This is a genomic window from Thermosporothrix sp. COM3 (assembly GCF_059696735.1).
This window is the reverse complement of record NZ_AP019376.1, coordinates 5,247,825-5,271,650: the sequence shown is the minus strand read 5'-3', so window position 1 is coordinate 5,271,650 and position 23,826 is coordinate 5,247,825. Positions and strand designations below refer to the sequence as shown.

The following is a 23,826-nucleotide window of genomic DNA, read 5'->3' as shown; positions in this document are numbered from 1 at the left end:
GGTGGTTGATGATGGCATTGCATTCTCCAGAAAATCCTATTTCAAACCGTGAGGAGATAGGTGAAATTATCAAGAAGGCACGTAAAGGCAAGAAATGGAGTGCGGAATTTTTAGGGAAACTTTACGGAACGGCGATCAAAGGAAAGCCCGTTTCTTCTGATGCAATTTACCAGATAGAAAAGGGGGAAATACCACAAGATATGAAAAGACGTGCAGTTTTAGCAAGGCTTCTTGACATCCCACCCGCAGCGCTCGGGCTTTCTGGTTTGCAAGATGAGATGCTGATAAGCCCCACAAAGAAGGTTAACCTCAATGGAATTGAAAAATTGTTAATGGTTTACTGGGAACAAGGGGCAAAAGACCCTCACAAAGCGCTAAAAGATCTGTCTGGAAAGATAGAGTTGCTCCATCGCAATGTCTTGTACATGACCAGTCCACAAAAAGAGTATGCCAAAAAATTGTTATGTTCATGCCATATGAGAGTAGCTTATATCTGTGGTGAACTGGGGTATCACAATAAGGCGCTTGACCACCTCTCAAAAGTTGTTCGTCTGGCAAAAGATGAGGAGCTTGACGATCTGGAAACAATCGCATTGTATAGAAAGGGAGAATATCTTTTCGATAGACGTGACCTCAAACCTGCTTGCCAATACCTGGGAGCAGCATATAATAAGGCTCTTTCCACTCCTCTTCCTCCACACGTGATAGGCCGTATAATGGCTTTGTATGGGCTTGCCCAGGTCCGCATTGCTCGAACTCAGGAAGGCTACAAGCAGGGGAGAAAGTTTATTGATAAGAGTGAAATGCTTGTTCGAGAGGATCAAGGGCCACTGGAAACGGCGGCGCTTTACACTCTTGCTAATACCCGTAGCTTTTATCTACAAATGCAAGGGAAAGGAGCTATTGAAGCCCCGGTCAAAAATCTTCAGAATGCCCATCAGACGCTTGAAATAGCAGATGAGTTAGAGGAAGAAAAACATCCAGACAAGAAGCGATTTAATCAGTATGTCGTACTGAACTGTAATCTGTTAAGATCACAAGCCTTTTTCTCACAGGGCTATTATGAAGTAGCCACAGAGACAGCTAAAGAGGCTGTAAATAATATGTTTAATATGCGAACCTTCGTTCATCTCCCCACTATGAAGGTGTTGTATGAAAAGCTTAAAGAATCTTCTTATGGGAACAGCGAGGCCGTAGCTGAGTTAGGAGTTTTGATCCTCTTTAATGAACTTGTAGACATATTCTAGGAGACAAGGGAGTAGCAGAAAAACTACTCCCTCTATACTGGGCCTGATCGCGGAGAATGGGTGTCTCAGGTTGGCTCCTTCGCTATCTATACGTGTCCTCCATCGGGCTTTCTTTCTGCCATTCATCTATCAATATTCTGTAAGCGGTAAGATCACGAGGAGAGATCATGATCTTGCTGAGCTGGCAATAAACATTGTATATCTCTTTTATGGTGACGTTGCTGAGGGGAAAGTACACAAGCCGCAAGTCTTTCATCGGGGTTCTGCTTTCGGAAAGCCGGGTAGCTTCTTGCGGCAAATGAACAACGGATTTTCCTTCACCGGGGCATCCATCTAAGCGGCATCCCAGAAAGAGCAGGAATCGCTCTTCTAGCGGCTTTAGATCTTCCCTCAAGAATATCGTTCTTAACATGTTTGCCATGAGCCCCCCTTGAAATCAGCGTTGCAATGTTTCATGATGTATAGCAAGCAAGTGTTTATATGTCGGTCTACTGCAAATAGTATTGTAAATCAAGGACATGAGGATAATTCCAAAAACGGAATGTAATCAACCGGTTTTTTGGAATTTACAAAAAAAGAAAGCAACGCTATACTTATTACCGAATAAGACAACAAGGGGGTTGAAAAGTGTTGCTTTCTCAAGAAAGTTCCCTCTCTAATAAAGAGATAGGGAAAATAATAAGAGCTGCACGAATAGAAAAAGGTTGGAGTGTAGAAATAGTAGCTAAATTATATGGTGAAGCGTTACGTGGTAAGTCAGTTGACGTTAACACCATTTATTGCATCGAAGAAGGGATAGTACCAAAGGACATGAGAAGACGAGCGGTACTTGCGGAGATTCTTAATATACCTCCAATGTTGTTGGGTCTTGACCTCTCTGTGGGTGCATTGGATGAAACACCTCCTACCAATTCTAAAAAGATAAGCGCTAAGATCGTTGAAAAAGCTCTGCTATCATATTGGGAACAGGGACCGAAAGAGCCGCATCGGGCAATGAAGGATCTGGCGAACAAAATTCAAAGTCTTCACAATAATGTTTTGTACACATCATCACCAGAAAAAGAGAAAATGAAAAAGCTGCTGTGCGCTTGTCACATTCGACGGGCATATTTAGCTAACGAATTAGGGCTATCATCTGTTGCCTTAGACCATCTAGATAAAGCTATCCTTCTCGCTCGTGAAGAAGGTCTTAAAGACCTAGAAATCATCTCTTTGTACCGTAAGGGAGAGTTCTACTTTGATAAATGGGATTTAAAAAAGGGGACACCTCTTTTGCAAGCGGCTCTCGACGGAGCCAAAGCAGCAGCACTACCAACTTCTATTAAAGGACGTATACTAGTCATTTATGGTCTTGCTTGTGCAAGACAAGCAACTGGCCAGAAAGATGTACAGCACTCCATAAAAATGATAGAACAATCGGAACATTTTATAGATGGCGGGCGGCTTGAAAATGGCATTTATACATTAGAACACGATCGCTTCTTTCTGTTCCAAAATCTCGGAAAAGGTTTCGTTGAAACACCTAAACTGAAATCACCTCGTAACGCTATAGAGATTGCAGATGAGATGGAAAAGCTTTCTCATCCAAATCGGAAAAGATTTTATGCTTACGAAAGTCTCAACATGACGCTCATTAGGCTACAAGCCTATCAAGCGATGGGCTACCAAGAGATTGCTATAGAAATGGCACTTCAAGCTTTACAAGATATGAAAAAAATGCACTCGTTTGTGCATCTACCTGTACTTACCCGTACCTATGAGAACGCAAAAGAGACTCCCTACGGTCGTCATAGCGAAGAGGTGGCCGAATTAGGAGTGCAGCTTTTATTCTGCCAATATTCAGGATTGTTCAAAAAGTAGGAGAGAGCTTTTCCGGTAGGTGAAGTCCTGTATGCATATTGGCGTCGTTCAAAGCTTTCCAAAGCAGAACTTGCACGCCTGTATGGGGCCATCCGAAAGGTTTATCAGAGTGCTATTGAGTCCAGAGAATAAGGATAAGCCGAAAGATACAGAAAGACGGAAACTGCTTGCAGACATTTTAAGGATCTCTCCTGTGCTACTTGGTTTGCAGGTGGCAATGGTGGCGGATGCTGCATCGCCGCTCATCACGTATATCGACAGTCAAAGGCTGATGGCATATGAAGATGTTCTCTCTATGTCATGGTCACTGTATCGATTTGGCGATTTCCAGATTGCCACTCAAAAATCAGCGTTATGGGTCTGGCAACTGGAAAATATGGTGCGTGAGGCCTCTTCAAGCGTTGAGAAAGATCAAATAGCTACATTATTGTGCCAGTTCTATCAGGTGGCCGCTGCAAGCGCACGTGATAGGGGGTCATACCGCGACGCTGTAGCAGCAGCAAATCAAGCTGTAAAGCTCGCTGAACAACTGAACAATCCATCTCTACTAGCCTCATCGCTATACCACAGATTCCGCGTTTTCATCCAGTGGGATAAATATCCAAAGGCCACCAATGACGTTGAGCATGCCCACTCGTTTATACAGAGACTCCCTGATACGCTAAAGTGCTCACTCTATTCAGCAGCAGGTGAAGCATATACATATAGAGCTTTATATGAAAAAGACAAACAGGCCCAGGTAAAAAGCCTGCATATGTTTGATAAGGCTGCTGAATGGGGCCGTAAGCACAACAATGTCGAGGTTGGCAACGGTTTGTTTAGCGGGCTCTATAAGCCGCTAGTGGAGCGAGCCTACAGTCTGGCTGACTACGGGGAGATAAATGATGCCACTGAGTGCCTTGTCCTTGCCGAATCAAACATCAAACCGAACAACCTGTGTGGCTTGAAGGACTATTATCTCTCTCTTGCGAAGATCAGCATAGAGCAAGGGGACGTAGAGGCTGCAAGTGAAGCAGCTTTGAAATGTTTGGAACTGCACCATGACACGACCTCTAAAAGCAATGTGGGGTGGCTCCATCAAATATACAAGCAATGCCAGAAAATGGAGCCGAATAACAGAAAAGTGTTGAAGTTTGGCAATACTCTTTCTGCATATGTGGATCTCTAGGGGGCTTTTTAAGCCCCCGAACCCTGATCGCGGAGAATGGGTGTCTCAGGTTGGCTCTTTCGCTATCTATACGTGTCCTCCATTGGGCTTTCTTTCTGCCGCTTTTTGGTAAGATCACGAGAAGCGTTAGTCCGTTTCAAAGTGCCCGTCCCAGAATGACATAGGGCAGCGGATTGCCGGAAAAATAGAAATCGTGTAAGATGATTTGCCAGCCTCTCTTCTGATAGAAGCGCCGGGCAGGTAGGTTCTCGTGTTGCGTGGAGAGAATCGCGGTACGATGAGGGAGACCATAGAGAATCGTATCATGAAGCATTCCTCCTATTCCCTGCCTCTGAGCTGCGGGATCAACGCCGAATGTCACGATCTCATACCCGTTGCTAAACCATTGCTGATATTGTGCCTCGCTCAGGTATGGTGCTACCTGATCGTGCCACCAGAGCCCCTTCTTTGTGGTGTGGCCGTAGATAAAGCCGAGGAGTGTTCCCGTCTCCAGTGAACGTGCGATACAGAAGCGAAAATGCTCGTTCTTGCTATGGTGCACGATCTGGCGCGAGACGAAATGCTGTGCATCTGCCAGGCTCTCATTATGAGGCGGCAGCGAAAAGGCACGGTAATAGACCTGACGCAATTGCTCCTGAAAAGGGATGAGTTCAGCTTCTGTCGTCAATGTCACAATCTCGATAGACATAAGAATCCTTTCCTTTGTCTTCTAAGTTGTTCCATCTTTCCTCTTTCTATTGTAGATCATCTTTTGCGTTCGGTGGGCTTTCTCCTCGCGATGGTTACCGCTTTTCGATGGAAGGGGAAGAAAGGACAAATAACGATAGTTGTATAGGAGAAAGGATGCTGCATGAAGAGAGAGCAAACGTGTTATCAAGAGAGGCCTGCGGAGCGAAAAAAGCGCTCTGGCGTGACAGGAGAGGGCGTAGTGACACCATATGATGAGGTGCACTGATGGTTCATGCTCTATATCATGCTCGTTCTTCTGCCCGGCAGTTTGGCGGAAGTGAAAGCGATTATCTCCCGCTCCATCAATTTCTAGACCAGACAAAAGCATATGTCCCCGGGAGCCTGCATCGCCTGGTGTTGCATAACACATTTGGCATCCAGTTGTGCGAGGAGGTGTACGGTGTCGAATGGCAGCGCCCCTCCGATGGAAAATTAATCGCGACCCGCTTGCTTGTTCAGCAGCATATTAACGAGGATTTTGGCTTTGTGCCAACGCTCTCCGAGTGCTTTCAGGATCATCCGTTTTATCATGAGCAGCAGGTGCATCCCTATACGCCTGCTGAAGTTCAGGTGGCGCTGGCGCATACACTGAAAGGTGTGCCTGAAGATTATCGTGAGCTGGTGAACTGGTTCTATAAGCCTGTGGAGCTGTTGGAGAACCCACAATTCTTCTGTCTGCTCGGGAACAGTTTTGGCACCTTCCTGGCGGAGGCGCGCTTTGGTATCGCGCTGCAGCGGGCCTCTGATGGGAAAGAGTTGCCAACGCAAACGGTTGCTGAGTGGCTGGTGCGTCTCTCTCTGGGTTTTTTGCCAACCCTGACGTACTTCTTTCGGGGGATGCCGCTGCTCTCCTGGATGAGCCGCTGCATTTCCCTTGATATCGAGGAATAGGGAGCGTGCAACCAGAACATGTATCGCTGGTTGCACGCAACGTACTCAGGGGACAAGGCGTGTCAGGTCGCGTGGGAATGTGGCTGCCAGTTTCACATTTTGCAGGCCGAGTAACTGCATCAGCAGGCGCTCTGAGCCGATTGCGAAGCCTCCATGTGGAGGCATTCCATAGCGGAAAGCCTCAAGGTAATGCTCGAACGGTTCCAGCGGGAGCCCGGCCTTCTGTAGGGCCGTCAGATAATCCTCATAGCGGTGCAAACGCTGTCCGCCTGTGACCAGTTCTGTGCCGCGGAAGAGCAGGTCAAAGGAGTTAGAGAACTCCGGGTGCTGTGGATCGGCATGCGTGTAAAATGGCCGCTTGCGCATTGGATAGCCTGTCACTGCCAGGAAGTCGCTGCCGAACTCCTCTTTGGCCCAGGCTCCTAGCCACTGCTCATCCTGTGGGGAAAGATCTGGCTCACCGCGAACGTCCACTTTGTGCAGTTTGTAAATGAGTTCCTGCGCGTCACTGAAGTGAATATGGGGGAACTGTTCCGGGATGGCCGGAACCTCAGCCCGAAGGAGTTCCAGTTCTGCGGCGCACTGTTCTTTCAGCGTGGTCAGGATGCCTGCAAGTACAACACGCAACATTTCCAGCACCGTAAAGTGGTCCTCGATAAAGCCGAACTCGACATCCAGACTCACATATTCATTGAGGTGACGGGTTGAGTCATGTGGTTCCGCACGAAAGACCGGGCCAACCTCAAAGACACGCTCAAAGACGCCTACCATGATCTGCTTGTAGAACTGAGGGCTTTGCGCCAGGTAGGCAGGCCTGCCGAAGTAGTCAAGCTTGAAGACGTTTGCACCGCTCTCCGTTGCCGAGGCGGTAATTTTCGGCGTCTGGATCTCGGTAAAGCCCTGTTGCAGGAGCGTCTGCCGAAAACCATACAGCATGGCCGAGCTGAGCTTAAAGATCGCTCGGCGCTGTGGATGGCGATTGGTCAGAACGGCATGGTCGAGGAGAGTCGGAATGCTGGCCTTGAGATTGCGCTTGCTCAAGGTGACGGGGAGAACCTCTTGAATCGGGCTGAGCACCTCTATATGCAGGTCGTGTAATTCCGCGCCTCCGGGGGCCTGAGGCATCGCTTCGATGCGGCCTTCGACCGTAATGATACTCTCTACTCCGGCGTTTGCCTGTTCCAATGGGGCGATCTCCTGCGGCGTCTCTGCTACCGCTTGCGCGGTCCCCCAGCCATCGCGAATAACCAGAAAGTTAATCCCGCCAAGTTGACGAAGCGAGTGCAGCCAGCCCTGAACTCGGACTCGCTCCCCAATATGTTCCTTCATTGCGGTTGTACGTGTGCGTTTCATGGAAAACCACCTTTCAGTCTTTGTCGGAGGAGAAACGAGGGGAATACACCTGTCCTCCGCACGTTGTGACGTCAGGTGTATTCCTGTCAATCGTGAGCGTTATCGTCGTCATCTGAATCCATACGCGCTCCCTTGCAAACAAAAAGCCCTCGATCCTCTCAGGAGGACGAGGGCTGAAATTGCAATGCCTTCTCGTGGTGCCACCACCAATTTGCCATAATAACTTATGGCCTCAGTCGGTTCTCTCTGTACAAAGGGAACCGTTGCGCGCTAACGGGCGCGACCCGAAGACAGCTAGTATGGTTTCTGGCCGGTTCACTGCCTGGCTCCAGGGTGTCATTGAGTGGGCCCACAGCCGCGCTTTCACCAATGTGCGCCTGCTCTCTGCGTGTTGGGCGGACTACTCAATCTGTCCCTTTCACAGCTTTTTCTGCTCTTTGCAATGATTATCATGACTATAGCATATCTTTTTGGGAGTCGTCAAGCGATATGTGCTGCTCGCTCTGAAGGGTTGCCTCGATCGGCTCCATTGTGGCGGGTACCTTTTCTTTCCGCAATGCCGCGATGAAGAATGGAATAATCGGGCTTAACAGCGCCCCTGTTGTCAAGAGAGCCGCACGAATGCCAAAGCGTTCACCGATATAGCCGACGCCAGGGCCTCCAGCAATCTGCCCGATCGCGTCAACCTGGCCGGCAGTCGAGAAAACGGTTGCCCGGACTCTGGATTCGCTATTTTGCGCGATCCAGGTCATATAGAGCGGGCGGCTTGTTCCGCGCAGCAGCTCAACACTCCAGAACGCAAGCAAGGCCAGATAGAAGTGGCTGGCCAGGCTAAAACAGAAGATGCCCCCGATAACGCCCAGGTTCAGCACAAACAAGGTGCGCCCGACCAGATGCGACTGTGTGATATCGATGCGCCTCCTGATAATCTCCGTTATGATGATAGAGAGGATCAGGCTTCCCGCGTTGATAATACCCATCCAGATTACCGAGGAAAAGTAGGGGAACTGGAAGTTGTTGACAAAATGGGCAGTCTGCAAGCGATCGAAGCCCTCACTACTCAACCCCAGGAAGAAGGTAACGCCAAGAATGCCAAGCAGTACCGGACTGCGACGAACAGCCTTGCTCCCTTCGCTCAACTGGCGACCCATTGAGTGCCAGGTGTTTCGCTCCGCTTTTGGCGTTGGCTGAAAGTGCTTTTCTGGCATCACCCAGAGCAGTGTAAGGCTGAGAAGAAGCCAGATAAGCCCGCCCACCACTACCGGCAGATTCAGACGAATTGAGCCAAGCCAGACGCTGAACGGAATGCCAATGAGTGAGGCAAGCTGGCCGAGCTGTGCGCCTCGAGTGAAGATGCGGCCGGCCTGGGCCTCGCCGATTTCGTCGGTAATCCAGGCTTCCTGGGCTCCATCAATACAGGTGGCTCCAATTCCCCAGAGCACCTGTGCAAACAGGATTGTTTCAAAGCGTGGTATCAGTCCCTCGAGCAGAAACGCACAGGCGGTCAGGAGATAACCAAGAATTACCGAGAGGCGGCGGCTATACAGGTCGGCAATGATGCCGGTTGGAACCTGACTGAGAAAGCACACGGTTTCAAGGGAGGTGCCGACAAGCACCAGTTGGAGGGGATTCAATTTGACCATCTCGACCTGATAGAGCATGTTCATGGTAAAGACGGTGGTCTGTGCAAATGCTCCGATTGAGACAATAAGTAAGTATACAGGTAATGCGGGCAAATTGAAGCGCTGTAAGGACATAAAGCGAGTATCCTTTTTCTTGATAACATGTCAGAACACAGAATAAAATGCGTGTGGACAGCGCAGCATATAAAAGGTGTGAGGTATAATGAGGTGAAAAAAGTGCGGGGATTCGGTGAAGAAGAGGCCTTCAGAAAAGGTTCATGAAGTTAATGCAGAAGAGAAAATAGAGAGCTTTTCTCACTCTGATGGCTGGAATAGAACGCGCCTCTTCTTCAGCGAATCCCCCCCTCTGCCACGCTATGAATAGAGGTGTATTGAGGCATGTCTGTTGATGCTCCTTTTCCATGAGGTATGTGGGCGAAGCGTTCACACGCCCAATAGAACCAGTATATAGAACTATGGAGAGAAAATCAAGCCCGAAGGAAGAGCCGTGACCGACCTTCGCTCGCGTTCGTCGGGAAGTGTAGAGAGATGTTCATTTATGAAAAAGAGGGCAGGTCTATGGCGATGTTGAGTGTGAGCGCTGTTATTTCTAGAAGAGGGGCGTGTGCTACTGATGCAGCGCGAAGATCTCCGGTGTTGGAGTTTGCCAGGAGGCATGGTTGAACCGGGAGAGGTGGCATCCGAGGCGGCCAGAAGAGAAGTTTTTGAGGAAACGGGAATCAACGTTCACCTGACACAGTTGGTCGGGGTGTATGCAACGCCTCATTTTGATAGGGGGCATAAAATGCTCTTCGCGGGCTATCCGTCAGGAGGGACCTTGCAGCCCTGCCCAATAGAGGCGCTGGACGCAGGCTATTTCTTGCCGCAACGGCTTCCAGAAACGTTATTGTGGTGGCATCGGTATATGATCGAGGATATGCTAAAGGGAGTGACCGGAACGTTCCAGATACTCAATGTGCGCTGGCCACCTGAGTACCCATCTCGTGCTGAGGCATTCGCTGCTCTTCGGGAGGATGCAGGGCTCTATGTGACCTTCCAGAAACACTTCTGTACGGGGAATGAGGACGATAGAGAGATCATGTGGTGAGGGAGAGCCGGAAGGCTGTAGCGGTGATGCTACAGGCCTGCCGGACGATTGTATGACATTCCCGGAACCTGCTGCGGATAGAAGGCGGCAGGTTGCTGTATATGCACTGACTGCTGGTTTGGTGAGGCGTTGTCCGTCGGGACCTTTCCGCGCAGTTTGAAAGAGACAAACACGAAGAATGCCAGCATCAGAAGGGCCAGAGTGGCATAGACAAAGATCATAACGGGAAGCTCGGCTGTTCCAATCGTGAGTGTGTTTGCGAAGAACGGAATGGTCTCAAGCAGTGTTGAACCGTTCCATAGGCCGTGCTGGAAGATCGCATATGCGATGCAGAGGATACCAAGTAGGATATGGTTGTACTTCCCCGTTTCCTTCGGATGGAAGAGATAATACACGCCTAGCGACACCATTGCTGCGCCGAAGCCATGTAATAGCCCGGCGGCACTGCGGAGCAGCGCAATTTGTAGCCAGTCATTATAGCCCTGGCTGATATACATGGTTGTCTCTACCAGATTGAAGCCGATGCCACCGGCCAGACCTATGATAAACGCTTCCCCGGCACTGCGTATCCGCCCGAGCATGACAAAGGTTCCGATTGGTTTGACCAGCTCCTCAACTACCGGGGCAACCACTGCCAGAGAGATGAACAGGTAGAAGAGCTTTCCCGGATCTGTTGGGAGTTTATCCTGTGAGAGAATATCTGAACCGATGCCAATTTGCAGCATGAAGATATAGCCCACCACCATTTCTAAAATCATCGCAAGAAGGATGGAGAGCGTTGCGCCGCTGGTCAGGGACAGGGTAAAGCGTCGCCATGTCGTGGGCCAGAGTGCTCGCCTCGGATAGTGAATAATGCGCGTGCCCAGGGCCAGAAAACCCAGGGCCGGCAGGAGCGCTGCCAGGATAATGAGAGTCATCGCGACTGGAAGGCCAGGAAACTCAGTCTGTGTGGAGGCAATCGCGAAGGCAATCCCGATGACAATCCCGTATAGCACGAAAAAGATCCAGAACCAGGGGAGTTGAAAGTTTGCCGACCGCTTCTTGAAGAGCGCCCGTAGGCTGTGATATGAGCTGAAGAGTCCACCACCCAGACCGGCAATACTCAACGTGATGAGCAGGGCTGTGCTGGCAAACTCCTGGTCTGGTGTTAATTCCCGACTGTATTGTGCAGCGCGGATAATCAGGGGCAAGAGTAACAGACAGATAAGGCCGCCAAGAAAACTCAAAAGCGAACAAACCAGCGCAAGAATGCCTACAATAAGCTGATAGAGCCGTTGCCCATCGCGTCTGGGTTGCAGCATGTATGGCGCATAGGGATAGCTCGGTACCGCATAGGAATAGTTCGGGTACGGTGGCTGATAGGGAATATGCTGAAAAGGCGGAGGTGAGCCAAAATGTTCGCTCGCTCCCGGCGTGGTTGGTGGTTCTTGCCCATCGGCTGCCGTAGGTTTGTCATTATTCAAGTAGCCGGTGATATGCTCTTTAAAGATAGGCTCTTCGATATATCCTACATCTGCTGTACGAGGAAACGAAAAAGGCTGTATACGTTCCCTATCCTGAACATGTTCCTGATGAGAGGGCGTAGAGGCAGATGCGTCGGAATGATTTGGCGTGTTGGGGTCTGTGATGGGACCCTGGCGTTCAGAATCCACGGTTTTTTCTCAACCTTCTCCTAAGTACTCAGCGGATATCGTATCCTGTTATCATCTGGTTTTCAACCCGCAGCGGTCTCTCACCCTGCTGTAAAACGCAACCTCGCGGTAGCGGTCAGAAGATGTGCCGGTGATTGTCAACAACCCGGGATTGTGTGTTCCATGAGTGTGAGCGAAGCTACCTTTGAAAGGTTCCATTCCCAAAACAGGTTTATTATCCTGCACTAGAAATACTACGTTGCAGTTTGTAGAAAGGTTTCTATCTACTATAACGCCTGGAAGGCAAATTCGTAGTCCGCAGAGGTGGTTTCGGGTAGAACCTGGGGACTTCTTCGCTATGCGTGCGTTGTCGTAGAAAATTGTGCCACAGAAATTGAAGGATGTCGCACACCCTCTTGAGTGCGTGTGGCAGGGGTCCAATATGCGAGCTATTGGACCCCTGTGCTTTGCCCGGTATGCCAGCCCTAGTTCAGGACCTTGACCTCGATCGAGCCGGCGCCGAGCGTCTCTTCCAGCTTGTGATGAAGTTCTTCTGAGTACTGCATGGTGTTATTGGTGGGCGTCAGGCGTGCCTGCCATTCCCCATTGCAGACCAGAATCTCGTACTGATCGCGTCCAGGACGCTCCGTAATGTAGCGGTGCGCATCCTGCACTTTCAGAATATCGTTTGAAACCGAAAGGGTATCGGAGCCGCTGACATGAATCGTGAGCCAGACCTGATAGAGCTTGCGGTTCATGGCCTCTTCCGCTGTTTTGAGCGGTTCAACACTATCACAGAGAATGCCCGGTTCATCGCGGCGCACCTGCACAGTGCCTTTCACCAGCACAACGGTATCTTCAACCCACATCTCTTTGGTTTCTTCATAGGTGCGCGGGAACACGGTAACGCCGATTGTACCAAACATATCTTCAATCTGGACCACGCACATATCATCGCCTTTTTTCGTAGTGATCCGCCGCGCTTCTTTAATCAGGCCACCGATGGTAACCTTACGCCCGTCAAGCTCCTCCGCGATCTGTCCGATGGAGTGGGTCGTGCGTTCGGAGAGAATATCGCTGAGGTATGCCAGCGGGTGACGCGAGATATAGAGGCCGAGCAGTTCTTTTTCCCATTCAAGCAGTTGCTTGCGCGGGATCTCCTCCGCATCGGTTGTCAGCGTGAACTCAAGCGAGGTGCCGACCTCTTCCAGATCACCGAACAGGCTCATCAGGCCGCGCTCTTTGGCGGCTCGCTCGCTCTTGCCGAATTGCATCGCGCGCTCAACCGAGGCAAGGAGCACATGGCGCTGATTGGGAGCCAGCGAGTCCAGCGCACCAACTTTGATGAGTGCCTCAATCACGCTTTTGCCCACGAATTTGGGATCGGTGCGGGTACACAAATCGGCCAGCGAGGAGAACGGGCCTCCTTCCTGCCGGGCGCGGAGAATCTCGCCAATCGGGCCTTCACCGATGCCCTTGATTGCCAGCAGGCCAAAGCGTACCCCTTTGCCCTCAACGGTAAAGCCGCGCTCGCTCTTGTTGATGTCGGGGCCGAAGACCTCAACGCCCATGCGCTTACACTCGGCGATGGCGTTCGCGATCTTCTTGGCGTCTGCTGCCTCGGTCGTCATGGTGGCGGCCATAAACTCGGCGGTGTAGTTCGCCTTCAGGTAAGCTGTGTAGAAGGCGACGACGGCATAACTGGCGGCGTGCGCCTTGTTAAACCCGTAGCCACCGAACGGCAGAATCAGTTCAAAGAGCTTCTCCGCGATATCCGGCTTCACCCCGTTCTGGACACACCCTTGCAGGAAGTCGCTCTTGTAGCCTTCGACCTCATCCATCTTCTTCTTACTGAGGGCTTTACGGAACTTGTTCACCTTGCCCCAGGAGAATCCGGCCAGGTTCACGGCGATCAGCAGCACCTGGTCCTGATAGACGATGATGCCGTAGGATTCTTCGAGCCATTCTTTCAGGCGGGGGTCCAGATACTCAACCTTTTTGCGACCGTGTTTAGCAGCAATAAAGTCGGGGATACTATCCATCGGGCCCGGGCGGTAGAGCGCGACCATCGCAGTGATATCCTCGATGCAGGTCGGTTTCAACTGTTTGATGTACTCGCGCATCTTCGCGCCTTCAAGCTGGAAGATACCGGTTGTCTCGCCTTCAGCGAGCAGATCAAATGCTTTCTTGCGCTTCTCATCAAGGACTGGATCGCCTGTCGGGTCCAGCGGGATCTTTTCCAGCACGAGGGTCTCGCCACGCGATTCCTTGATGTAGCGAAGCGTGTTATCCAGAATGGTCAGGTTAGAGAGGCCCAGGAAGTCAAACTTGATCAGGCCGAGTTCCTCAAGGTGCATCTGCTCGTACTGGGTAATCAGGCCCTTGCTCGGATCCTTGTAGTCACGGAGCTGGAGTGGGACGAACTTATCCAGCGCCTCATTGCCGATCACGACACCTGCCGCGTGGATACCGGTATTGCGGACCGAGCCTTCCAGCTCAAGCGCCTGATCGATCATCTCACGGGCCTCAGGACTGCGTTCATAGAGGTCGCTCAGATCTTTGACGCTTTCCAGCGAGCCCTTAAGCGTCACCTTCGGGCCGGTCGGGATCAGACGGGTGATACGGTCTCCCAGGTCCTGGCGGCCAAGCGCGCGCGCCACATCTTTGACCGACTGCTTGGCAGCCATCGTGTTGAAGGTGACCATCTGTGCCACACATTCAGGGCCATACTTATTCGAGACATAGGCAATCACCTGATCGCGGCGGTCGTCCGGGAAGTCCATATCGATATCAGGCATGTCGTCGCGTTCCGGATTCAGGAAGCGCTCGAAGAGCAATTGATAGCGCAGGGGATCAACGTTGGTGATGCCAAGCACATAGGCAAGCAGGCTTCCCGCTGCCGAACCGCGAGCGGAACAGCGAATGCCGTGCGAGCGAGCATAGTTGACATAGTCCCACACCACGAGGAAGTAGGGGACAAAGCCCTTTTGCACGATCAGCTCAAACTCATAGTCAAGTTGCCGTTTGATCGGCTCGGTCAGCTCACCGAAGCGCTCCTTAACGCCTTCAAGACAAAGCGCGTAGAGGAATTCACGGTCGGAGCTGTACTGAGGCGGGACCTCTACCTTTGGCAGTTGGGCTTTGTAGGCGAGCGGGTTGACCTCGCATTGCTCTGCCAGCCGGACGGTATTGATCAGCGCGTCGGGAAGCTCCGGGAAGAGGCGTAGCATCTCTTCGGGGCTCTTTAAATAATATTCTTTACTGTCAAACTTAAAACGTTTGGGGGAGTCAAGCTGCTTGCCAGTTTGAATGCAGAGCAAGACATCATGCGTATGTGCGTCATTGGCGTTGATATAATGCAGGTCATTGGTGGCGATCATCGGGATCTGGAGATCTTTGTGCATCTCATAGAGCAGATGGTTGACCTCGGTCTGTGGAGAGGCCTTTCCATCCCAGACCCCATGATGTTCCTGAATCTCCAGATAGAAGTTCTCTTTCCCAAAAACATCCTGATACCAGCGAGCCGTTTTATAGGCTTGCTCTTTCTGGCCTGCAAGCAGCATCTTGGGGATTTCGCCCGAGAGACAGGAGGACGTGACAATCAAGCCCTCGGCATATTTCTCAATCGTTTTCTTGTCGATACGAGGGCGGTGGTGATAGCCTTCGGTATTGGCAATAGTGGTCAATTTCAGCAGGTTGCGATAGCCGGTATTGTTTTTGGCAACCACAAGCAGATGGTGATAGTCATCACTGAAGCGCTTGGAGTGATCATACATATCTTCTGTGAGATAGGCTTCACATCCAAGAACGGGGTTGATTCCTCCCGCTTTACATGCCTTGTAGAACTCGATCGCTCCGTACATGGCGCCGTGATCGGTGATCGCCAGATGCTTCATGCCCAGATCTTTCGTCTGCTGAACCAGCTTCTTGATCCGGCTGAAGCCATCAAGGAGCGAGTATTCTGTATGGACATGTAAATGCGCGAAATCTATCCCCATACCTTGCCTCCTTTACAACGGACAAATAGAAATACATTTAGAACATATATTCAGGGTAGAAAACAAAGAGAATGCATCACTAATGCTTTTTTGACTGGCTGTCAGTATCATATCATATGCTCTGGTGTGCCGCGACGGGCTTTGGACTTTCGGATGAAAGAGAGCCGGGCTATACCCGGCTCTGCTTTTTCTGCTGTAGCTTCTGAAGAATGAGCCTTCCCAGGAACGCCGCCCCGAGAAGTTGCCCATCAAGGATCAGGGTCAGTAGGAGCGCCTGGCCGCTGGAAATGCCGGCTGCCATGAAGGCGCTAATCAAGGCCAGCTCACGCACTCCCCAACCATTATAGGAGAGTGGAAGATGGTTCAGGAGTTCAGCCAGGGCAAGCGCCAGGCAACAGACTGCAAGTGGTAATTGGAGACCCAGGGCCAGTGCATAGGCCTGACAGTTCATTAAGACGATGAGCCATGAGAGCGTGCTATAGAGAAGGGCTTTGCCCAGGCGGTGGGGCTTCCGCAATGTCGCGTTAAGGATGCTGCCTGTATTCATCAGGGTTACCATAAGCGGGTATTGCGACCAGGGACCGTATGCCAGTTCCGGGAATAGTTGCGCCAACAGCAGGGCAACGCTGATCGCGGCTATCGTGCAGAGTGTCAGGACAATAAACCAGAGAATCAGAGGGGGGCTGAGGTACTGAGCACCGAAAAACAGCGAAGGAATGGTCAGAAGCAGCATGCTCAAAAAGCCGACCAGTTTATTACGTATGGCTGCATTCTGCGTGCCATGTAGATTTCGGGCAATTCTCCCGATATAGCGGGCCTTCAGTTCCTCACCCCTGAGGGCTCCACCCGGGTGAAGATAGAGAAAAAAGGTGCCAAGCAGGTAGAGCTTGATCAGATCTGCCATTTCAAAGTGAATACGCTCCATCAGCAATAAGCTGCGCCAGCGATAGGCCTGAATCAGTATTCCTGCAAGTGCGATAAGGCCACCCATCAGGAGCAGACTGCCCTGTATATGAGCCAATGCCTGAGGAAATGATGACCAGATGACACGAGTTATCAGGAAGAAACAGCCTGTAATGGTGAGACTCAGACGGACAAAGAGAAAGAGAACGGTTCGATGACGAAGAAGAGCGGCTTTGAGTGAATGACACTCTGTCTGGTGTTGTACCAGAAGCGTCGTCTCAGGCTGAAGTGGGTCTGGTTCTTTGCCTGACAGGGGCTGTTGAAGCGGGGCGGAATGGTTCTGAGCAGGCAGGGAGAACTCAAATGCGCCAAAGTCTCGTAGCCGTTTATGTTGCGGTGATTGCATCTTAACATCTCCTATCCTTTCCACATCCACACATAGAAAAATGCAACATGTTTGCACATCGAAAAGATATGCACATCTCTTTGTTTGTATACCGCTATCTATCTCAACGCATTGTTGGACCTGCCGTAACATGCATGAATTTATTGACAGAGAAGTGCTTCCTTGACAAATGAAAAACATACAATGTAAACTTTTCTCATGCTATCAGTACTCGCTCAAACGACAAAGGGAGAGAATGGATATGGCCCGCCCAAAAGCCGGTGAAAAGACGCCTTTGAGCCGCCAGAGAATTCTGGATGCTGCCCTCCGCATCGTCGATCGTGATGGGCTGGAAGCGCTGTCCATGCGTAAAATAGGGGCTGAATTGCAGGTTGAAGCAATGTCGCTCTATCGATATGTGGCGAAGAAGGAAGCCGTGCTTGATGGGATCGTTGAACTGCTGCTACAGGAGCTTGAACTGCCTGCCTTGCCTCCCGATCAATGGGAAGAGTATTTATACCAGGTGGCGTACGAGTTTCGACAGATGTTACAACGCCATCCCGCGGTTTTGCCGATTGTCGCGACGCGACCTGTGAACACTGCTGGCAGTCTGGCCCCGATGGAGCATCTGCTATCGACTCTACGCAAAGCGGGCTTTGCGCCCCTTGAGGCAGTCTATACCGTGAACAGCCTCGTTGGCTTTGTGATCGGTCATGCCTTTCTCGATTTTGGCACGCTTCAGGGTGTGGAACCGGGAACGTCAGATCTGAAGAATCTTGCGCTGGAAGACTTTCCAGCCGTCAGGGAAATGGCAACTGCACTGGAGGCCCGGCGCTCCGAAGATGAGTTTGAATATGGTTTACGGCGGCTGCTTGCTGGGACCAGACTGATGCAGAAGACAAAATAGGGAGCATCTGAGAATGCTCCCCGGGAAGTTCAGTCTGTTTTCTGTGGTTCCGGATCGATCTCGAACGTTTTGTACAGGAAGATCAACAGGTCACTGAGCTCCTCGATCTGTTTAGAAAGTGGCTTGCCGTGCCCATGTCCCGCTTTGGGCTCAATGCGCAACAGGATCGGCGCCTCGCCTGCATTGGCTGTCTGTAGTGCTGCCGCGAATTTTTTGGCGTGCGCCGGAACAACCCGATCATCGGTATCGGCGGTGAGAAGCAGGGTCGGTGGGTAGACGGTCTGTTCCCGAACGTTGTGCAGCGGAGAGTAGGCGTAGAGCGTCTTGAACTCCTGCTCGCTTGCCTCCGGGTTGCCATATTCTGGAATCCAGTAGCGCCCGACCGTGAACTTATGGAACCGCAGCATATCCGTGACCGGCACAGAGGCAAGAACCGCTCCGTAGAGCTCGGGGCGCTGCGTCATGCAGGCGCTCACCAGCAGGCCGCCATTGCTGCCGCCATAGATTGCCAGACGTTTCGGATTGGTATAGTGCTGCTCAATCAGCCATTCAGCAGCGGCGATGAAGTCATCAAAGACGTTCTGCTTCCTATCCAGCATGCCCGCTCGATGCCACTCGTCCCCGTATTCAAAGCCGCCCCGGATATTCGCCAGCGCATAAACCCCGCCGCTCTCAAGCCAGGCAACCACCAGCGGTGAGTAGGATGGCATCATGTTGATCGCAAAGCCGCCATAGCCATAGAGTAACACAGGATTCTGACCATCAAGCACCAGCCCCTTCTTATGAGTCAGGAACATCGGGACACGGGTTCCGTCCTTTGAGGTATAGAAGATCTGCCGCGTTTCGTAGGGCTCTGCTTGAAAGCCGCTCTCGTCTGGAAACACGAGGGCAAGCGTGTGTGTGGCAAAATCATAGCGATAGATGGTCGGAGCCGCGAGGAACGAGGTAAAGCCGAAAAAGAGCTCACTTTGCGCCCGTGTGCCTGCTATATCTAGAACGGTGCCGGGCATAGGTAGAGCAATCTCACGCTCAAAGGTGCCATCATGGCGATAGAGCGAAAGCGAGTTATGGGCATCCCGGGTATAGCACAGCACAAATTGATCGTTCACCATCAATGCATTGGTCAGCGTAGCCTCCTGTTCAGGAACAAGCTCACGCCAGTGCTCACGTTCTGGCTGTGTAATATCAATGGCGATGATCCGGTTGCGGGGGGCATTATATCCAGTCAGGAAGTAAAAGAGCGGGCCATCATTCCCCAGGAAAGTATAGGGAGCATCGTTGTCGTCCAGGAGCCGAATGAAATCACCGCCCGTGGTTTCGTCCCGATAATAGAAGCGCGAGCGAATGTCGGTGCCGTGGGTGACATGCAGCGTCAGGTAGCGTTGATCGTCGGTAAGCAAGGGTGCGAAGTGCAGCTCTTTGGCATCGGGCCGTTCATAGACAAGGATGTCATCGCTTTGGGGCGTGCCGAGCCGATGCCAGTACACCTTCATATTGGTTGATTGCTCATCTGAGGGAAGGCCGGTCGGGTCGGGATAGCGATTGTAGTAGAAGCCGCTTCCGTCGTCTTTCCAGGTGAGCGCGGGAGCTCGACACCAGCGCAGGGTTTCTTCGTACTCCTGCCCGCTCTCAGGCTGAAGGATGCGGATTTCCTGCCAGTCGCTGCCGTTTTGTGAGGTTGAATAGGCAAGCAGCGAGCCGTCTTTATGAAAGAAGATGTTTTCCAGGGCGACCGTGCCATCACTGCTGAAGCGATTGGGATCAAGCACAACGGTCGCGGGACCGTCCAGGGCGGTACAGCGCTTCAGAACGGGCTGATTTTGCAACCCTGCAAGGTGCGTGTAGAAATAGTGCTTCCCCTTTCGTTGTGGGACACCATAACGAGGATAGTTCATCAGCGTTGTCAGACGCTGTTTGACGAAATCCCGTTTGGGGAAGCTGTCGAGAAAGGAACGGGTCAGAGCGTTTTGCGCCTCTGACCACACTTGCGTTTCCTGTGCGTTCGGATCTTCAAGCCAGCGATAGGGATCCTCAACAGAGATCGTGTGATAGATGTCAACGACCGTATCGCGTTTTGTGGGCGGATACTGCATTGATCCAACCTTTCTGTCCAAGAGCAAGCTAGTGAACTTGCTTCAAGCCCATCATTTTCCGCTTTTAGCACTATAAGCTATTGACTGCTACCAGCATATCATGCTGATTGCGCATTTGTCTAGCAGTCCCCCGCCTTTAGTGCCAGCTTTTCGGACGAAAATAGCCTGCTCCGTTGTTGGCTGGTGGATCCCTTTACCAGTTTGGTTCCTGATAGGCAGGAAGCGAGCGCACAAATTCAGCGACGTATGCCTGTACTTCGGGAAGCCGTCCCTGAAAGAAATGATCCGCGTTCTCGATAGTTACTATCCGCCTGGGCGCTGGCACCTGTTCATACCATCGTTGTGCGAGATCATAAGGGGCAAGCTCATCATTGGTGCCATGAATAAAGAGTTTGGGTTTCTGGCAGCCCTGCAAGGTCTCTCCAGACTCGAACATTCGGGCCGGGACGCCAAGCCCGATCAATGCCCGTACACGGTCATCAAGAGCGCCCACCCGCAGGCCGACGTAGGAGCCAAAAGAGAAGCCAGCAACGATGGCGGGAATGCCGGGATAGCGGCGGCTCATAAACTCAAGCGCGTAGCGGACATCGTCCATTTCACCGCGGCCCTCATCATAGGAGCCGGTGCTACGGCCAACACCACGGAAATTAAAGCGCAGAGAAGGGACGTTGAGCGCCTGCATCGTTTGCGCCACTTTGAAGATGACCTTGTTATGCATAGTGCCACCGCCAAGTGGATGGGGATGACAGACCACACTGATATAGGTCGGTTGTGTTCCCTCCTGTTCGGGTTTCAAGATACCTTCAAGATAACCTGTTGGGGTTGGAATATTGATGTGTAAAATCTGGTTACTTGCCATAAGAATGTTTCCTGATATTCTTGCTGCTTCCCTGTGCGGCTCGGAAAGAGTCGCAATGCAGGGGATTCATTTGTTGAATCAAAAAAAAGTCCTTTATTGGGTCTACTTACCTGTCAGAAGGAATACTATCACATAGAAACCTCTTTGGGAAATGTCTTTTGTTTTCCTGAATAAGCTGAGTAATGGAATTCAGGAAGTAGAGAAAGCTACAATGGTATATACATACTGATGAGGTAAAAGAGAATGTATGCGGTCTCTGGGGAGGGGAATACCCGGATGTACCGTGGATGTGATCAGCCACTTGTCGGATATTGGTATACGTGTTATACTCAGAAGCAGAAAATTGTTAGTTGTTTGATACCCACCATTCAAAAATGACTTCCTGTTGAAAAGGCGAACACCTTGTAGGGTGTCGCTTTGTTGTGTGTATGGAGGTCTGGAATACGTGGGCTTTCCTTTAAGGAGGTGAGGGACATGGACGCTGGCCCTAGTTATAGTAGGTGTGTGCGTAGCTCATGCCTGCTGTCGGGTATGTTCTGCTCCTTATCGAGTAAGCTTCACGAATTCATTCATTTCCTCGACTAGAAATCTCTGGTTCTCCGCCTTACTCGATAAGTAATACATCCTCTCAAGATGTCGAGTGAGGACATTCCCACCTGCCAGTAAGTCCTATTCTGCTGTCAAGCAGCGTCCCCTGCATGTTTTGCTCTACAGCATTGTTGTAATGCGCGTTACACGAATCCGTGCAGCGTATTGCAGCAACGTGCCCTGTTCTCTGTAACAGTGGTTACGAAGGTGGACGAGTTATCCACTTTTCCACAAACTGTGGATAAGTGATGTGGAAACTGCTCTTCTATGGTCTTAAGAGGGCTCCTTGTGCGTTAAGGCCTGTGCAAAAAGAGCAGAAAGTTGTTCTGCTTGCGTGAGAAGCGAGGCTGCGGCATGCGCGCGGCTTTCCTATCGGCACGATATATGCAGAGCATCTGGTGGTCGATTGTTCGAACTCGTGAAAGGCGGTGATTCCTATGATTTTTCTGAGCGAACTCTTGCGTCAGCATGTGTATGATGCCGAAGAGAAGCGTGTAGGGCGAGTGCACGACGTGTGCATTTCCCTGAATGAGACCTTTCCAGTTGTCACTGCACTGGTTCTGCGTGGCAACACTGGTAGCCGTGATATCATTGTTCCCTGGAAACAAATTCGGACTATTGAAGAATTCCCCATTCATCTCACCGTCAAACAAGACAAGATAGATTCCTATATTCCGGCAGATAATGAATTATTGCTGAAAAGAGACATTCTGGATAAGCAGATTGTTGATACGCAAGGGTTTCGCGTGGTCAAAGTAAATGATCTGAAGCTGGCACAGATTAAAAAGACCGGGCGTCTGGTTGGCGTTGATATCAGTCTGAGTGGGCTGTTGCGCAGATTGGGGTTACAGGCAGCGCTGGATAAGTTGAATAAAGTGATGCCGCGCTCCCTGGAAGAGCGAACGATTACCTGGAATTATGTCGAGCCAATTCAGGTTGTGCAGGTAGGCGCGGGGCAGACCGGAGCAATGCGGCCTGTCATGGCTACCTCGCGGGCCTCGACCGCAGTGGGTTCGGCCGGGATTGTACCGCAGGTGCAATTGAACGTAAGCCATACCAAACTGGCGGACCTGCACCCGGCTGATATCGCGGATATTCTGGAACAGCTCGATGTCGATGAGGCCGGGGCCATGCTCGATCGGCTGGATATGGAGACCGCTGCCGATGCCCTGAATGAGGTAGAGCAGTTTCGCCAGGGTGAATTGCTGGGCGAGATGACTCCTGAGCGCGCATCTGATCTCCTTGAGCGCATGCCACCAGACGACGCCGCCGACATTCTGGCGAATCTGCCGCAGAAAGATGCGGAATACCTGCTTGATTTGATGCCTGAGGATGAGTCTCAGCCCATTCGTGATCTTTTGCGCTATGGGGCAAGGACTGCCGGTGGCATTATGACCCCCGAAGTCCTGTCCTTGCAGCAGGATTTCACGGTTGAAGAGACGCTGCGCTATTTGCGTCAGCATTCCGAGCATCTGGAAATGGTGTATTACCTCTATGTGGTTGATGAGGAGCGTCATTTGCGTGGCGTGGTCTCGTTGCGACAGCTTGTCGTGGCCGATCCCTCCACTCGCATTGACGAGCTGATGGATGAGGAAGTGATCAGAGTGAATGTCGATACTGATCAGGAAGAGGTTGCGGATCTGATCGCGAAATATGACCTGCTTGGTGTGCCTGTCGTTGATGCTGAGAATCGTCTGGTGGGGCTGGTTACCGTTGATGACGTGATTGATGTGATCCATGAAGAGCAGGCCGAAGACATCTCAGAGTTCTCCGGGGCCGACGTTGAAGATGCTGAGGAAGAAGAACATTTTTCCTGGAAAGAGGCGTTACAGCGTACGACCTGGCTCGGGGTGAGTGCGCTTGCCGGGCTGATTCTTGCGCTTGTGGTTCTGGAAGTTTTCCAGCCAATGCTGATGGGACGCACGGCGCTAGCGTCGATGGCAGGTGCTGTTGTCAAAGGACAGTCAAATGTTGCGCTTGGAAGCGTACTCTGTCTGTTACCGATGCTCTTGCTGGTTAGCGGAAGCGCGGGCTCTCAGGCGCTTGGCGTTGCCGGGTGGAATATGCGCACCAAGAAGGGACGTGATTTCTGGCGGCGTTGTCTGCGTGAAATCGGGATGGGAACCTTCGGCGGCGTCCTGATCTGCCTGGTTGTGTGTGTGTTGAGCTGGCTGCTGTTTCACTCCTGGCCGTTGAGCCTGATTGTCGGGCTCGGTTTTGGGCTTGCGTTGCTGGTTGCCTATGCTTGCGGGTTGCTGTTGCCAAACCTTCTGCAACGCCTGCATCTCCGGGGTGGCTGGATTAGCGCCCCGTTGCTTGATCCTGTGATCGCCGTACTCAGTGTCTGCATCTTTCTGGCGATCACGGTGGCTTTCGTTGAACAATGGATGTGGTGAAAGGGCGATGAAAGCGAAATCTCTGTAGGGGCGGAACGAAGCAGAAGGGCTCTTTTCTCGTTCCGTCTCACTCACAATGATCCTGTTC

16 protein-coding genes are annotated in these 23,826 nt (G+C 51.4%); 7 read left to right on the top strand and 9 right to left on the bottom strand.

What is annotated here, in order from left to right; genetic code table 11:
- Positions 1–8 precede the first annotated feature (8 nt).
- Positions 9–1,247, top strand: a complete 1,239-nt coding sequence (locus KTH_RS22375) for a helix-turn-helix domain-containing protein (RefSeq protein ID WP_137686142.1) — start codon at positions 9–11, stop codon at positions 1,245–1,247.
- 82 nt (positions 1,248–1,329) lie between these two features.
- On the opposite strand, the gene KTH_RS22370 is transcribed toward KTH_RS22375, so the two are convergent.
- Entirely contained in the window at positions 1,330–1,668 is a 339-nt protein-coding gene (locus KTH_RS22370) for a hypothetical protein (protein WP_111325295.1), read from the bottom strand.
- 206 nt (positions 1,669–1,874) lie between these two features.
- Here KTH_RS22370 and KTH_RS22365 point away from each other — a divergent pair, with 206 nt between their 5' ends.
- A complete protein-coding gene (locus KTH_RS22365) occupies positions 1,875–3,107 on the top strand; it encodes a helix-turn-helix domain-containing protein (RefSeq protein ID WP_111325294.1) in 1,233 nt (410 codons plus the stop codon).
- 31 nt (positions 3,108–3,138) lie between these two features.
- Complete coding sequence (locus KTH_RS22360) at positions 3,139–4,275, top strand: hypothetical protein (RefSeq protein WP_111325293.1); 1,137 nt, start codon at positions 3,139–3,141, stop codon at positions 4,273–4,275.
- Between the two features lie 136 nt (positions 4,276–4,411).
- On the opposite strand, the gene KTH_RS22355 is transcribed toward KTH_RS22360, so the two are convergent.
- A complete protein-coding gene (locus tag KTH_RS22355) occupies positions 4,412–4,963 on the bottom strand; it encodes a GNAT family N-acetyltransferase (RefSeq protein ID WP_111325292.1) in 552 nt (183 codons plus the stop codon).
- A gap of 266 nt (positions 4,964–5,229) precedes the next feature.
- On the opposite strand from KTH_RS22355, the gene KTH_RS22350 reads away from it, so the two are divergent.
- Entirely contained in the window at positions 5,230–5,895 is a 666-nt protein-coding gene (locus KTH_RS22350; RefSeq protein ID WP_111325291.1) for a DUF6915 family protein, read from the top strand.
- 45 nt (positions 5,896–5,940) lie between these two features.
- Here the strand turns inward: KTH_RS22350 and aspS are convergent, their stop codons facing one another.
- A complete protein-coding gene (gene aspS, locus KTH_RS22345; RefSeq protein ID WP_111325290.1) occupies positions 5,941–7,248 on the bottom strand; it encodes an aspartate--tRNA(Asn) ligase in 1,308 nt (435 codons plus the stop codon).
- A 455-nt stretch (positions 7,249–7,703) separates the two neighbouring features.
- Positions 7,704–9,005: an MFS transporter gene (locus KTH_RS22340; RefSeq protein WP_111325289.1), complete on the bottom strand. Its 1,302-nt coding sequence runs from the start codon at positions 9,003–9,005 to the stop codon at positions 7,704–7,706.
- A 466-nt stretch (positions 9,006–9,471) separates the two neighbouring features.
- Here KTH_RS22340 and KTH_RS22335 point away from each other — a divergent pair, with 466 nt between their 5' ends.
- Positions 9,472–9,978, top strand: a complete 507-nt coding sequence (locus KTH_RS22335) for an NUDIX domain-containing protein (RefSeq protein ID WP_281278999.1) — start codon at positions 9,472–9,474, stop codon at positions 9,976–9,978.
- A gap of 29 nt (positions 9,979–10,007) precedes the next feature.
- Here the strand turns inward: KTH_RS22335 and KTH_RS22330 are convergent, their stop codons facing one another.
- From KTH_RS22330 to KTH_RS22320, 3 genes are all read right to left on the bottom strand, one after another.
- Complete coding sequence (locus tag KTH_RS22330) at positions 10,008–11,630, bottom strand: PrsW family intramembrane metalloprotease (RefSeq protein WP_497621148.1); 1,623 nt, start codon at positions 11,628–11,630, stop codon at positions 10,008–10,010.
- Positions 11,631–12,094: 464 nt separating this feature from the next.
- Positions 12,095–15,607 carry a DNA polymerase III subunit alpha gene (locus KTH_RS22325; RefSeq protein ID WP_497621146.1) on the bottom strand — a complete coding sequence of 1,171 codons (3,513 nt, stop codon included), beginning with the start codon at positions 15,605–15,607 and terminating at the stop codon, positions 12,095–12,097.
- 169 nt (positions 15,608–15,776) lie between these two features.
- Positions 15,777–16,916: a lysylphosphatidylglycerol synthase transmembrane domain-containing protein gene (locus KTH_RS22320; protein ID WP_497621144.1), complete on the bottom strand. Its 1,140-nt coding sequence runs from the start codon at positions 16,914–16,916 to the stop codon at positions 15,777–15,779.
- A 241-nt stretch (positions 16,917–17,157) separates the two neighbouring features.
- Between KTH_RS22320 and KTH_RS22315 the strand changes: the two genes are divergently transcribed.
- Positions 17,158–17,802 (top strand): TetR/AcrR family transcriptional regulator, encoded by a 645-nt coding sequence (locus tag KTH_RS22315; RefSeq protein WP_497621142.1) that lies wholly within the window; start codon positions 17,158–17,160, stop codon positions 17,800–17,802.
- A gap of 29 nt (positions 17,803–17,831) precedes the next feature.
- On the opposite strand, the gene KTH_RS22310 is transcribed toward KTH_RS22315, so the two are convergent.
- Positions 17,832–19,895, bottom strand: a complete 2,064-nt coding sequence (locus tag KTH_RS22310) for a prolyl oligopeptidase family serine peptidase (protein WP_497621140.1) — start codon at positions 19,893–19,895, stop codon at positions 17,832–17,834.
- Positions 19,896–20,088: 193 nt separating this feature from the next.
- Positions 20,089–20,754 (bottom strand): alpha/beta hydrolase, encoded by a 666-nt coding sequence (locus KTH_RS22305; RefSeq protein ID WP_111326511.1) that lies wholly within the window; start codon positions 20,752–20,754, stop codon positions 20,089–20,091.
- A gap of 1,025 nt (positions 20,755–21,779) precedes the next feature.
- Here KTH_RS22305 and mgtE point away from each other — a divergent pair.
- Positions 21,780–23,738: a magnesium transporter gene (gene mgtE, locus KTH_RS22300; protein WP_111326513.1), complete on the top strand. Its 1,959-nt coding sequence runs from the start codon at positions 21,780–21,782 to the stop codon at positions 23,736–23,738.
- Positions 23,739–23,826 lie beyond the last annotated feature (88 nt).